The organism is Boseongicola sp., from assembly GCF_057460485.1.
In genome coordinates this window covers 1-11,518 of record NZ_JBVCWP010000115.1, presented here as the reverse complement: position 1 = coordinate 11,518, position 11,518 = coordinate 1, and the positions used below count along the sequence as shown (strand labels likewise).

Genomic DNA, 11,518 nt, shown 5'->3' with positions numbered 1-11,518 from the left:
ATCCGATCCCTGCGACGACGCTTTCGACGGCGATGCGTCGGGACCGACGGGCGATCTCAATCCCCGATCTAAGTCGGTCGATGCGGTCGACCAGAAGCACAACATCCGCGGCTTCTGCCGAGGCGGCGGCGCCCCGGGCGCCCATGGCCACGCCCACGTCTGCAGCGGCAAGCGCTGGCGCGTCATTTACGCCATCGCCCACCATCATCACTGGACCATCTTTACGCTCAGTGAGGACCAGAAGAACCTTCTGGTCAGGCGTCAGGCCTGCACGAAGCGCGTCAAGGCCGAGGCCTTCGCTCACGCGCTCCGCAACCTCGACCCGGTCGCCAGTTGCCAGCAGAATGCGCTCGATCCCCTCTTCGCGCAGCCCTGCAAGCATGATGCCGGCCCCCTCTCTCAGGGGGTCCGCCATGACGAGATGACCCGCCACGTGGCCGTCCACCGCAACGGCGACGATGACCGAGCCGGCAGAAAGAGCCGGATGGTCACCCGCAGTTCGCCCAACGAGCTTGCCCACGAAAGTGTCGCCACCGACGATGACCTTGTGTCCTTCGACGCTTCCGACGACCCCTTCTCCCGGGATCTCCGTGACCTCAGAGGGCACGGGCAAAACGAGACCGCGCGCTTTTGCAGCTGTTACTATGGCTTGTGCGACTGGGTGTTTCGAGGCCTGATCTAACGCACCCGCAAGACGCAATATGTCGTCTTCGCCCGCACCGTCGTAGCTGTCTATCGAAACGATCTGCGGGCGCCCGTCGGTCAGGGTTCCAGTCTTGTCCAGGATCAGGATTCGGATGCGGGCCATCGCCTCCAGCGGTCCAGCGCCCTTGATCAGCACACCGAAATGCGTTGCGCGCGACAGGCCTGCGACCAGGGCGACAGGTACGGCCAAGATCAGTGGACATGGCGTGGCCACCACCAGCACGGCGACGGCCCGGATCGGGTCGCCGGTGAACCACCATGCAGCAAAAGCGATTGCAACTGTGACAGCTAGAAATCCCAGAGACCAGCGATCCGCCAGCCGCGCCATTGGCGCCTTGGACCGCTGAGCTTCCTCGACCAGGCGCACGATCCCGGCATAAGTGCTTTGTGTGGCAAGACGCGTCGCAGTCAGATCGAATGGCTCGCCGGCGTTTGTGGACCCGCTCATGGCCTCGGCGCCGCGAGACAAACGTACAGGGAGAGACTCACCGGTTAGCGCGGAGGTGTCGAGGAATGCGTTTTCAGACGCGATTGAGCCATCCACAGGCACGATGTCGCCTTGACGGATCAGCAACCGGTCACCAGGTTCAATCTTATCGAGCGGCGCTTCCTCTAGGCCGCCGTTCCGGTGCCGGGTTGCGGTTCGGGGGACGCGCGACAAGAGGTCGTGCATGTCGCGACGCGCGCGGCCCTCGGCAAAGATTTCGAGGAAAGTTCCGCCTGAATACATCACGGCCACAACAGCCGCTGCCAATGTTTCGCCGAACGCGAGAGCTGCCGTCATCGACAGAGCCGCAACGATATCAAGCCCGACCTCGCCCCGCATCAAGCTACGTAGGATCTCGACCAAAAGGGCTATCAGAACCGGAAGAACTGCGACAAACCAAACGGTGTCTGCCACAACCGCTCTGCCGGCGAAATAGAAGGCGAGTCCTGACACAAGGCCCGCAAGAGCAACCAGCAGAAGCGCCGTCTTCAACCGTTCATCGCTCTTTTGTTCCATATAGCTTAATTCCACTGCGCCAAGGTGATCGCCGCAGATTTACAGGAAGCAAGCCTCCCACGGCCACGCCCCGAATGCCTGCCTCATCATCGCGCAAGAGAAAGGGGGCGTCGAGGGGATGTTTTGGGGTCGTATCGGACCTTCGCTGCGCTGACCTCACAAGGGAGCGCTCGCTCAAGCAGCATCGTGCCCTTGCTCTCAACAATGCAAAGCGCACAGGATCGAAGCGAAACATCTAGTCCAACAAAGTATTCCACCATCTATCTCCCTTGTTCACAGCTATCCTGTGATACTATCGCGAGCTCGACCTCTGAACACAGACAGCCCAATTACGCATGCTCTGAGCCCAATTCAACATTACCGGGCGTAGATGCAATTGGCTGCGTTGTGCCCCTCGTCGCGGCTTTGTAAGAGGAAATTTGCGTGAGCCGGGAAGGGCGGTGACCTAAGTTCGCGGGATAATAAAACGCCGCCCATTTCGTTCCTTAAAACCAGTCCAGAGATCATCCGCCTTGCGGTGATGATGTATGTTCGTTTCCCACTTTCGCTTCGGAATGTTCAGGGTCTGCGTTTATCGATTTCGCGACTGGCTCGGTTGCGAAGTGTCAGCGTTCGAGCCGATGCAATATCGGTCAGCCTGATACTGACTGAGGAATATTTTCCCCGACAAGTTTGTAAGAAAATCCACGCGCTCCAAGCGGTCAAGGACAGGACCTTTCACCTCACTGAGGTGAAGTTTAATCCCTGCGTCTTCAAGTCGGAGATTAATCTGCTCCAAGCTTTCCAAAGCCGAGCTGTCGATATAATTTATCGCCGTGCACATCAGGACTACATTACGGATGTTCGGATCAGCGGAAACGGCTGCATTGACCGCGTCCTCAAGGTACTTTGCATTTGGAAAGTAGAGGCTTTCGTCAACCCGGATTGATAGAAGGCCGGGTGTTGTCTCGACCTGGTGCCGCTTGACATTGCGATAGTGCTCGCTGCCGGGGATGCGTCCGACAATCGCAACATGGGGACGCGCAGTTCTGCTAAGAAAAAGCGCAAGTGACGCCATAACTCCGATTGCAATTCCGATTTCGACACCCATCGCAAGCGTGCCCATGATTGTACCCAGCATCGCGGTGAAGTCCGACTTGGAGTAGCCCCAAGTGCGACGGATCGTTTCGATATCGATCAGAGACAGGACTGCTACTATGATTGTCGCCGCGAGTGTGGCCTTGGGCAGGAAGAAAAGAAACGGCGTGAAGAACGCAGTGGCAAGTGCGATGCCAATTGCCGTAAAGGTGCCGGCGGCTGGAGTCTTGGCACCTGCGTCGAAATTTACGACCGAGCGTGAAAAACCGCCGGTGACAGGGAATCCACCGGAGATTGCCGAGCCGACGTTGGCGGCACCAAGCGCGATTAGCTCCTGATCGGGGTCGATGCGCTGGCGCCTTTTCGCAGCGAGCGTCTGAGCGACAGAGATCGTTTCAACATAGCCTACAACGCCGATCATCAGTGCTGGGAAAAGGAGGGTATTCATAAGCTCGAGGTCCAGATTTGGCAGGGCCGGACGAGGCAGGCCGCGGGGAATGTCTCCGACAATGGCGACGCCTTGGGCGTGCTGTCCCAAGACAACGACGGCAAGTGTGGAGGCTATCACTGCGACAACAGGCGCGGCCTTGGACAGACTGCCGGAAAGGGGCGCTGATATCCCGGTGCGGGTCAGGAGTGGGGCCAGAGATCGCCGTGCCCAGACCAAAAATGCAAAAACTGAAACGCCGATTAGGAAGGTTGTGAAATCAGCCTCTGGTAGATTTGTGCTCAGGTCCAGAACCTGCTCGACCAGATTGTGGCCTTCGATCTGGATGCCGAGTATATTTTTCAGTTGGCCAAAAGCAATCAGCACGGCGCTGGCGGTAATGAACCCGGAGATCACGGGGTGACTTAAAAAGTTCGCAAGAAACCCAAGCCGTGCAATGCCCATGGCAATCAGCATGAGCCCTGAGATGAGCGCGAGCGCGATCGCTGTTCCGAGATACTCGGGCGTGCCGCGCGCGGCGATTTCGCCTACGGCCGAGGCCGTCATAAGCGAAGCCACTGCCACCGGGCCGACAGCCAGTGTCATCGATGTTCCAAAAAGAGTGTAAACAAGCAGCGGCGCGATGGAGGCATATAGTCCGACCTCGGGCGGTAGGCCCGCGAGAAGAGCATAGGCGAGCGATTGTGGGATCAGCATGATCGTCACGATCAGCGCGGCCACCAGATCAGCTGAAAAGGTTTCGCGATTGTATTTACGCGCCCATGTAAGGATGGGCAGATAACGCGTCACCATTTTACGTCCTTTCGCGGTTCTGTATTTGAAAAGTATTGGGACCCGTCCGATCAGGGCTAAACGTTCGGGACTGAGTTTTGCTGTGGGCTTACAATGCTCCAGGCAAGCGTCGATCGCGCGCCAGAGCGACAATAGGCAAAGACACGGGCGTCTGGGCGTTGGACGATTTTGGCGATGGATTGCCCTTGCTCAACCGGGTGTTCGCCGGGACGTATCGGTAGATAGTGAAAGCCCAGGCCCGCGACTTTGGCCGCCTGTGCAACGTCAGCCGATAGAGGTCCGTCTTCAATTTCATTGTCTGGGCGATTGCAGACTATGTCGGTAAAGCCTGACGCCGCGAGTGAGCGGATTTCATCTAGGGTGATTTGTCGACCAACCGAAAGTTGCGGGTGAAGCTGAGTGATCGTCATGAGTTGACCTCATTCAATTAGCGTTGAAAGGCGGCGTGCTGGGACAGCTACTAGCATTCCGGTGATAATGGCAGCCAGGAAGAGAAGACCTTGCGATCAGCCGAAAGTCAGCGACGCAAGCGAGGGTCCGGGACACAGACCAGCCCCATCCGGCACCGAAGAGAAGCGAGCCAACGACAAGATCGGGAATGAACTTCTGACCAGGGCGGCCAAGGAATGACCCGCCCGAAAGGGGCGAAGGTCGGCGTTTGGCGATCCGCCATGCCATCGCCATCGCCATCGCCAGGATCGCCCCACCCAACACAAAGGCAAGCGTCGGATCCCATGCGCCAAAGATATCGAGCCAGCCCAGCACGCGGGTGGTTTCCACCATGCCCGAGACCCAAAGGCAAAGCCCGAAGAGACTTCCACCCATTGTTGCGATAAGAGCGCGCATCAGATCACTCCTAGAATATGCTTGAAGTCGAGAACGCTGACGCCACCGGCAAAGAGGTGGAAATCCCTCGCGGAGAGCCACGCAGAGACGGGCGCGAGATGCCGCAGACGCTGTGGCCGCCGGTGTATGCATTCGCCAAGCGCGAGCCGACTGCGACCAACAAACCCGCCACAACGATCACAGTCGGATTGGTTTTGATGTGGGTTGTGGGGGTCAGCCCAAGCCAGGTGATGGCCAGCCATGGTGCTGCAATAAGTCCGGCGATGAACAAAAACCTGGCCCGCCAATCTGCGCGGCCCGAGCCGTCGATCAAGCCGCCTATAGTGGCGCTGGCACCCAGTATCCGACCATTTCCTAAAAGGTATACCGCTCCGGCGAGGCCGAAGAGATAACTATTACCAATCATGGGATTACAGCCTATTCACAGGGATTTTGAAGTAGACGTTTCCGTCAGGTTCTGTTGGCGGCATCTGCCCGGCGCGCATGTTGACCTGGAGCGACGGCAAGATGAGCCTTGGCATCGCAAGCTCGGCATCACGCGTGGTCCGCATGGCCACGAAGTCATCTTCGCTGCGTCCCTCGCCGACATGTTTGTTCAGCGTCCTTTGCTCGCCAATTGTTGTTTCCCATGCGAATTCGCTACGGCCTGGCGCCTTGTAGTCGTGCCCGACGAAGACACGCGTGTCGTCAGGCAGTGTGAAAAGCTTCTGGATAGAGGCGTAAAGCGCATTGGCCGATCCGCCTGGAAAATCAGCGCGCGCGGTTCCGAAATCCGGCATGAACAAGGTGTCTCCGACAAAGGCGGCGTCCTTGATCAGGTAGGTGAGGCAGGCGGGCGTATGCCCGGGCGTGTTCAGCACCGATGCCAAGATGTTGCCAACAGAAAATGTGTCGCCTTCGGAAAACAGTCGGTCGAATTGGCTGCCGTCCCGGGCGAATTCAGTTCCGGCATTAAAAACCTTGCCAAACGTGTCCTGAACTATGGTGATGTTTCGGCCGATGCCAATTTTGCCGCCAATTTTCTCCTGAAGGTACGGCGCAGCACTTAGGTGGTCTGCGTGGACGTGGGTTTCCAAAATCCAGTCGACGGTCAGATCACTGTCCTGGACGAATTTGATGATTTGATCGGCAGAGCGAAAATCTGTCCGTCCGGATGCATAGTCAAAGTCGAGAACGGAATCGACGATCGCGCAGTGTTTCGTTTCGGGATCGGTGACGACAAAGGACGCGGTGAATGTCTCTTCGTCAAAGAAGGGGGTTACATCCGGTTGCATGTTGGTCTCTCCGTTTTGCTCAAAACATTACATATTAAGAATTTATAATATGTCAACAAACAGGATAAAATTATATTATGTAAGTTGAATATATCGATTTGAGGATTACGTCTGGTGGGGAAGTGGCGGACGGATATTCTGATGGAACGACAGACATTAATGCCTGACGATGCCCTGCAATATTTTGCAGGCGACGGGTCCGATGCGCCCGATCAGGCCGCGCGATTTCTGAAATCACTGGCGCATCGTGACAGGCTAAAAGTGCTGTGTTGCTTGATTGATAAGGAGCTCTCTGTCGCCGAAATTGAAACAAGGGTAGGCGCGAGCCAGTCCGCCGTTTCGCAGCACCTGACGAAGTTGAAGGATGAGGGGCTGCTTCAGTCGAGGCGGGAGGGTCGTCAGATGTTCTACTCGATTGCGGACCCGACGGTTTTGGCGCTGATTGGTCTCTTATACCGCCGTTTTTGCGAGGGCGAAGCGGGCTGAAGTCGTTCCGCGTTTTCGGTTCGCCTTCAGCTTGAAGGCGCAAACCCGAGCATGAGTTGCTTTAAGCCCGCCGCCGCACCGACCAAAATACTTATGAAGGTCACCGGGGCGCTATAGGCAAGGAGTGAAAATGCGGAGAGGCCTTGGCCAACGCTGCAACCTATGGCGACCACGGCGCCGATGCCCATCAAGAAAGCCCCGAGGATTTGCCTGCGCAGTTCGCGAGGATCATCGCAGGCCTCCCAACGGAAGTGGCCTTTGAAAACGCTGCCGATGAAAGCGCCAAAAAGCACGCCGACGACCGAGCCGGTTCCAAAGCTAATACTGTTTCCAGAGGAGGTCATGACGTACAGCATTGTCTCACCGATTGGTGCTGAAAAGGTATGACTTACCACGGGCGTGGCTTCGAAACCGTTGCTTGCTAGCCACTGTGTGCCGGCCCATCCAATAACAATGGCAACTCCCACGATCAAACCCCAAAACACATGGGTGAACGAGCGTCGAAATTCAGTGTGGGCAAGGGTTCCCGCCACTATAAGTATCCCGATAGAGATACCGATAACTTCGGTAGACTGCCCGGTTAGCCGCGAGACCGACACTGCGATAGACGGCATCTCACTGGGAAGCTCCTGTTGAGGAAATAACCAAATCCTGAGAGCTGCCAATGGCCCGCCGAGGGCAATATAGGCGGACACGCCCATAACCAGAACGATCACAAATGATCTAAGGTCGCCACCGCCCAATCGTGCCAGTGCACCATACCCACAGTTGCCTGCGAGCGCCATTCCATAGCCAAAAAGCAGACCGCCAACGATGCTGGCCACGGGGCTCCATCCACGCGACAGGTAAAGCGTTTCCTCTAAATGAAGAAAACCAATTGCTGACAGTCCGAAGGAACCGATTATAGCAACGCCGATCGCGATGCCCCACATGCGCAAGCGCAGCGTGCTTTCTGCGTAGAAGACATCCTCGATAGCACCCAAGGTGCAAAAACGTCCAATTCTTGCCGCCAGACCAAGAAGCATGCCGCCCAACAGGCCAACAGCGGCCACCAATGTATCCTCAGAAAACATCTCAAGCATCATTGTATTCCACGTTCATATCACGCGGCTAATTTTGAAAATGCGTGAGCTTATTCGGCACTGCAAAACAGATCGTACACAACTTCCATTATCTGTTTCGGACGGTCATCAGTCAATGAATAGTATATTTGCTTGCCGTCGCGGCGTGGCGTGATCAAGCCTTCCAGCCTCAGTCTGGAGAGTTGTTGAGACACCGCAGCTTGTCGCGCTGACAAAAGTCGCTCCAAATCGGTCACGGACTTTTCACCGGTTGCGAGGTGGCACAGGATCATCAATCGTCCTTCGTGACTGATTGCCTTAAGGAAGTTTGACGCGCGCATGGCGTTTGTCGCCATCTTATCCATGTCGGCGGCACATGTGTTTTCGTCAAAGACAGGAAGGACCATTTTTCTCTCTCTCACGTCAAAGTTTCACCGGAGGCAAATACCACAATATCGTCTCGCATCTACGCTGCCTAACTAGATAAACCAATTTCCGCGGTTTTTAGCATCTGTCCAAGCAGACCCCAAAAGAAATCCTCTCCCGGATACCCCTCCAGTCGCGATATCTCTTTGCCGTCTACCATCAGCACAAATGTTGGTGTGAAGTGCAGCTTTCCCTTAAATGACAGCTCTGCCGGCATTGTTTGATTGATGTCGAGCCGACGCAACGGCGCTGCCTCGCCTTCAGATGTCTTCGGATAAATAGGCGCGATTTCGGCGTTCCAGCGCGCGCACCAGACACAACCGCGTTCCTCAATCATGACCAGAACGCTTTCTGCCGTTGCCGCTGTGGCCGACAAAGCAATCGCCAATAGTGTTGAAGCAAGCTTTTGAAAGCGCATGCGAACTGGCCTCTTGAATCTCATACAACATAATATGAATATGTGAATTACACAAGGGAGGTCGAGTCGCACGATGGATATCACATTTGCTGGCGCAGCCTTGGCTGGTCTGCTGTCGTTTCTGTCGCCATGCATTCTGCCGATCGTGCCGTTCTATCTGAGTTATCTTGCGGGAGTCGGTATGAACCAGATTTCGGCCGATGCAAAGATCGATGCGCGTGTCAGGGTTCGTGCGGTCCTTGCGGCATTGTTCTTTGCGGCCGGTGTTATCACCATTTTCATGGGGCTTGGTGCGGCGGCAACGGCTTTTGGACAGGTTGTTCGCGAGTATTTCGATGTTCTGCGATGGGTTGCGGCGGCCATTATCATAGTGATGGGGCTTCATTTCCTTGGGATTTTTCGTATCGGCTTTCTCTACAGGCAGTTGCGGGCGGATGCCGGAAACACATCGGGTACCAGTCTGCTGGGTGCCTATGTAATCGGGTTGGCATTTGCGTTTGGGTGGACGCCTTGCGTGGGGCCAGTGCTTGCGGCGATCTTGTTTATGGCAGGGGGGGAGGAGACCGTTTCAAACGGTGCATTGCTGCTGTTTGTCTACGGCGTGGGTATGACAGCGCCATTTGTGCTGGCCGCTCTTTTTATTGCGCCGTTCATGCGGTGGATGTCCCGGTTCAGAAAGCATCTTGGTCTGATTGAGAAGATCATGGGCATTATGCTGATCGTGTTTGGTATTCTTATTGCCACGAATTCAATGAATTACATTGCTCAATGGATGCTGGAAATCGGTCCCGACATCGGAGTTCTACGTTAAGCTGGGAGGCTGGTACCATGAGGAATTTTATCACACCGTTCGCCGTATTTCTGTTTTTCGTAACCGGCGCCTCGGCGCTTGAGATGGGTGATGACGGTTTGCACAAGGCGCCCTGGATGCGCGATACGTTCAAAGACATGAGCGAAGACCTCGCGGAGGCCGAGGCTGAGGGCAAACGCCTAATGGTTCTGGTTGAACAGCGCGGGTGTCTCTACTGCAAGAAGATGCACGAGGACGTTTTTTCGCAAGATGAGATTGCCCGCATGCTGAGCGAGGATTTCTTCGTGGTTCAGGTCAACATGTTTGGGGATGTTGACGTCACGGACTTTGACGGAACAACCTTGCCGGAAAAAGACATGGTCAGAAAGTGGGGTCTGTTGTTCACACCTACGATTCTTTTCTTCCCTATAGATGTAGATGAAGGTGTGTCTGCGGCTGCGGCTGCGGTTGCGTCAATGCCGGGTGCTTTTAGCAAAAGCACGACACTGGATCTTCTGAACTGGATTCTTGCAGAAGGCTACAGCGGCGAGGAAACTTTCCAGAAGTATCATGCCCGTATGATTGGCGAGCGCTCTAAGTGACCTCCGAAAAAAGTACGGTAGCAAGCTAATCTAAATGCAGAAAATCAAATAATTGAATTTGTTGTTGCCACGACCACTGTCTGCACGCTAATGTAACATGGTTTTAGGGAGGACGCATGAAGTATTCGGGATTGGCTTTATCCATTGCATTGGCGACGAGCGTGTCGGCAACCGCACAAGAAGTATCGCCCACGGCCGTCAGTTTTACGGATGGAGCGGTGGCGCAATCCTTGTCGGGGGTTGCAGGCGATGCGGCGCAGGGGCGGATGGTTGTCGGAAACAAGAGCCTTGGCAACTGCGTTGCCTGCCATGAGGTGAGCGATCTGGACGATGTGCCGTTCCAAGGCGAGATCGGACCGCCGCTTGACGGTGCAGGAGATCGCTGGAGCGAAGCAGAGCTTCGCGGGATCGTGTCGAATGCGAAGATCATGTTCGAAGAGAGCATGATGCCTTCGTTCTACAAGACCGAGGGCTTTATCCGGCCCGGCAAGGCGTACACAGGCAAAGCTGCCGATGATACGTTTGGTCCGTTGCTCACAGCGCAGCAGATTGAAGATGTCGTGGCGTATTTGACCACCCTCAAGGACTAACCGGCATCGCTTGATGGCGGTGGTTTATTCAGGAGAGAAAGAATGGAACTGACACGACGGAGTGTTTTGCAGCTTGGGGCCGGAATATTGGTCGTCGCGAGTGTGCCACTTAAGGCCTTTGCCGCCGGTGAGGATCTGATCGAATCGTTTACGGGCGGCGCGGACATTGCTGAGGGCGGGGTGACACTTACAGCCCCTGAGATCGCTGAAAATGGCAACACGGTGCCGATTGAAGTTGATGCTCCTGGCGCGTCAGAGATCTTGGTGATGGCGATGGGCAATCCGACCCCAAATGTAGCAACGTTCAAATTTGGCGCTTTGTCCGCATCGCATTCGGCATCGACACGTATTCGGTTGGCCGGGACGCAGGAGGTCGTTGCGATTGCAAAGATGCAGGATGGTTCGTTCGCTCGGGCCTCAGCAACAGTCAAAGTCACAATCGGCGGCTGCGGCGGCTAGATAAGCTTATTAGGAGATACAAAATGGCAGATGGTGTTAAGCCCCGCGTCAAAGTTCCAAAGACGGCTTCTGCCGGGGACACAATTACGATTAAGACCCTGATTAGCCACAAGATGGAGTCGGGTCAGCGAAAAGATGGTGACGGGAACGTTATTCCTAGGTCGATTATCAATCGGTTCACATGCGATTTTAACGGTCAAAACGTGATTGACATCACGCTTGAGGCTGCAATTTCGACAAACCCGTATTTTGAGTTTCAAGCAATTGTTCCTGAGGCCGGTGAATTCAAATTCACTTGGTACGATGACGATGGATCGGTCTACGAGGAAACCAAAGAGATCTCGGTCAGTTAAGCTTTAGAGCTATAGGGAGGACACAGAATGATGAAACTTGCTGGTGTTGCTGGCATCTTTTTGGTCGGGTTTTTTGGCGCGGTAGCTTATGCTGATCCGGCCGAGGATACGCTGATATTGAACGAAGACATCAAGATGGTAACGAAGACCGCAGCTCCTGCGCATTTGTCGGACGTCATGGATGAGGT

General features: G+C 55.3%; 15 protein-coding genes and 1 pseudogene. 7 read left to right on the top strand and 9 right to left on the bottom strand.

What is annotated here, in order from left to right; translation table 11 throughout:
- A partial coding sequence (locus AC221Y_RS13545) for a heavy metal translocating P-type ATPase (protein WP_486707515.1) occupies nucleotides 1–1,708 on the bottom strand: 1,708 nt, incomplete at its 3' end.
- A 475-nt stretch (nucleotides 1,709–2,183) separates the two neighbouring features.
- Here AC221Y_RS13545 and AC221Y_RS13540 point away from each other — a divergent pair.
- Nucleotides 2,184–2,276 (top strand): annotated as a pseudogene (locus AC221Y_RS13540) (IS6 family transposase); the annotation flags it as partial.
- 3 nt (nucleotides 2,277–2,279) lie between these two features.
- Here the strand turns inward: AC221Y_RS13540 and AC221Y_RS13535 are convergent.
- From AC221Y_RS13535 to AC221Y_RS13515, 5 genes are read right to left on the bottom strand one after another with little or no spacing between them, the layout of a single operon-like run.
- Nucleotides 2,280–4,025 (bottom strand): SulP family inorganic anion transporter, encoded by a 1,746-nt coding sequence (locus tag AC221Y_RS13535; RefSeq protein ID WP_486707514.1) that lies wholly within the window; start codon nucleotides 4,023–4,025, stop codon nucleotides 2,280–2,282.
- Nucleotides 4,026–4,081: 56 nt separating this feature from the next.
- Nucleotides 4,082–4,435 carry a protein tyrosine phosphatase family protein gene (locus AC221Y_RS13530; RefSeq protein WP_299756463.1) on the bottom strand — a complete coding sequence of 118 codons (354 nt, stop codon included), beginning with the start codon at nucleotides 4,433–4,435 and terminating at the stop codon, nucleotides 4,082–4,084.
- A 13-nt stretch (nucleotides 4,436–4,448) separates the two neighbouring features.
- Nucleotides 4,449–4,871, bottom strand: a complete 423-nt coding sequence (locus tag AC221Y_RS13525) for a DUF6691 family protein (protein ID WP_366141747.1) — start codon at nucleotides 4,869–4,871, stop codon at nucleotides 4,449–4,451.
- Between the two features lie 10 nt (nucleotides 4,872–4,881).
- Entirely contained in the window at nucleotides 4,882–5,277 is a 396-nt protein-coding gene (locus AC221Y_RS13520; protein ID WP_486707513.1) for a YeeE/YedE family protein, read from the bottom strand.
- Between the two features lie 4 nt (nucleotides 5,278–5,281).
- Nucleotides 5,282–6,145, bottom strand: a complete 864-nt coding sequence (locus tag AC221Y_RS13515; RefSeq protein ID WP_299756461.1) for an MBL fold metallo-hydrolase — start codon at nucleotides 6,143–6,145, stop codon at nucleotides 5,282–5,284.
- Nucleotides 6,146–6,286: 141 nt separating this feature from the next.
- Between AC221Y_RS13515 and AC221Y_RS13510 the strand changes: the two genes are divergently transcribed.
- The gene (locus AC221Y_RS13510; RefSeq protein ID WP_299756458.1) at nucleotides 6,287–6,631 is read left to right on the top strand and encodes an ArsR/SmtB family transcription factor; all 345 of its coding nucleotides are present in this window, start codon (nucleotides 6,287–6,289) and stop codon (nucleotides 6,629–6,631) included.
- Nucleotides 6,632–6,657: 26 nt separating this feature from the next.
- Here AC221Y_RS13510 and AC221Y_RS13505 read toward each other — a convergent pair whose 3' ends face one another.
- The 3 genes from AC221Y_RS13505 to AC221Y_RS13495 form a co-directional block, all read right to left on the bottom strand.
- Nucleotides 6,658–7,713, bottom strand: a complete 1,056-nt coding sequence (locus tag AC221Y_RS13505) for a YeeE/YedE family protein (RefSeq protein ID WP_486707512.1) — start codon at nucleotides 7,711–7,713, stop codon at nucleotides 6,658–6,660.
- A 50-nt stretch (nucleotides 7,714–7,763) separates the two neighbouring features.
- Nucleotides 7,764–8,099 (bottom strand): ArsR/SmtB family transcription factor, encoded by a 336-nt coding sequence (locus AC221Y_RS13500; protein WP_486707511.1) that lies wholly within the window; start codon nucleotides 8,097–8,099, stop codon nucleotides 7,764–7,766.
- Nucleotides 8,100–8,167: 68 nt separating this feature from the next.
- Nucleotides 8,168–8,536 carry a thioredoxin domain-containing protein gene (locus AC221Y_RS13495; RefSeq protein WP_299756450.1) on the bottom strand — a complete coding sequence of 123 codons (369 nt, stop codon included), beginning with the start codon at nucleotides 8,534–8,536 and terminating at the stop codon, nucleotides 8,168–8,170.
- 73 nt (nucleotides 8,537–8,609) lie between these two features.
- Here AC221Y_RS13495 and AC221Y_RS13490 point away from each other — a divergent pair, with 73 nt between their 5' ends.
- From AC221Y_RS13490 to soxZ, 5 genes are all read left to right on the top strand, one after another.
- The gene (locus AC221Y_RS13490) at nucleotides 8,610–9,347 is read left to right on the top strand and encodes a cytochrome c biogenesis CcdA family protein (protein ID WP_299756447.1); all 738 of its coding nucleotides are present in this window, start codon (nucleotides 8,610–8,612) and stop codon (nucleotides 9,345–9,347) included.
- A gap of 17 nt (nucleotides 9,348–9,364) precedes the next feature.
- Nucleotides 9,365–9,928, top strand: coding sequence for a thioredoxin family protein (locus tag AC221Y_RS13485; RefSeq protein WP_486707510.1), 564 nt, complete (start codon nucleotides 9,365–9,367; stop codon nucleotides 9,926–9,928).
- A gap of 116 nt (nucleotides 9,929–10,044) precedes the next feature.
- Nucleotides 10,045–10,518, top strand: a complete 474-nt coding sequence (gene soxX / locus AC221Y_RS13480; protein WP_299756445.1) for a sulfur oxidation c-type cytochrome SoxX — start codon at nucleotides 10,045–10,047, stop codon at nucleotides 10,516–10,518.
- 42 nt (nucleotides 10,519–10,560) lie between these two features.
- Complete coding sequence (gene soxY / locus AC221Y_RS13475; protein WP_299756443.1) at nucleotides 10,561–10,977, top strand: thiosulfate oxidation carrier protein SoxY; 417 nt, start codon at nucleotides 10,561–10,563, stop codon at nucleotides 10,975–10,977.
- 23 nt (nucleotides 10,978–11,000) lie between these two features.
- Nucleotides 11,001–11,330 (top strand): thiosulfate oxidation carrier complex protein SoxZ, encoded by a 330-nt coding sequence (gene soxZ, locus AC221Y_RS13470; RefSeq protein WP_299756441.1) that lies wholly within the window; start codon nucleotides 11,001–11,003, stop codon nucleotides 11,328–11,330.
- The last annotated feature ends 188 nt before the right edge of the window (nucleotides 11,331–11,518 follow it).

Bases quoted from the DNA above. Each gene is read 5' to 3' on its own strand.
- AC221Y_RS13485 (WP_486707510.1), top strand. From the start codon at position 9,365: ATGAGGAATTTTATCACACCGTTCGCCGTATTTCTGTTTTTCGTAACC.
- soxZ (WP_299756441.1), top strand. From the start codon at position 11,001: ATGGCAGATGGTGTTAAGCCCCGCGTCAAAGTTCCAAAGACGGCTTCT.
- AC221Y_RS13515 (WP_299756461.1), bottom strand. From the start codon at position 6,145: ATGCAACCGGATGTAACCCCCTTCTTTGACGAAGAGACATTCACCGCG.
- AC221Y_RS13510 (WP_299756458.1), top strand. From the start codon at position 6,287: ATGGAACGACAGACATTAATGCCTGACGATGCCCTGCAATATTTTGCA.
- soxX (WP_299756445.1), top strand. From the start codon at position 10,045: ATGAAGTATTCGGGATTGGCTTTATCCATTGCATTGGCGACGAGCGTG.
- AC221Y_RS13500 (WP_486707511.1), bottom strand. From the start codon at position 8,099: ATGGTCCTTCCTGTCTTTGACGAAAACACATGTGCCGCCGACATGGAT.
- AC221Y_RS13495 (WP_299756450.1), bottom strand. From the start codon at position 8,536: ATGCGCTTTCAAAAGCTTGCTTCAACACTATTGGCGATTGCTTTGTCG.
- soxY (WP_299756443.1), top strand. From the start codon at position 10,561: ATGGAACTGACACGACGGAGTGTTTTGCAGCTTGGGGCCGGAATATTG.
- AC221Y_RS13505 (WP_486707512.1), bottom strand. From the start codon at position 7,713: ATGCTTGAGATGTTTTCTGAGGATACATTGGTGGCCGCTGTTGGCCTG.
- AC221Y_RS13535 (WP_486707514.1), bottom strand. From the start codon at position 4,025: ATGGTGACGCGTTATCTGCCCATCCTTACATGGGCGCGTAAATACAAT.
- AC221Y_RS13525 (WP_366141747.1), bottom strand. From the start codon at position 4,871: ATGCGCGCTCTTATCGCAACAATGGGTGGAAGTCTCTTCGGGCTTTGC.
- AC221Y_RS13490 (WP_299756447.1), top strand. From the start codon at position 8,610: ATGGATATCACATTTGCTGGCGCAGCCTTGGCTGGTCTGCTGTCGTTT.
- AC221Y_RS13520 (WP_486707513.1), bottom strand. From the start codon at position 5,277: ATGATTGGTAATAGTTATCTCTTCGGCCTCGCCGGAGCGGTATACCTT.
- AC221Y_RS13530 (WP_299756463.1), bottom strand. From the start codon at position 4,435: ATGACGATCACTCAGCTTCACCCGCAACTTTCGGTTGGTCGACAAATC.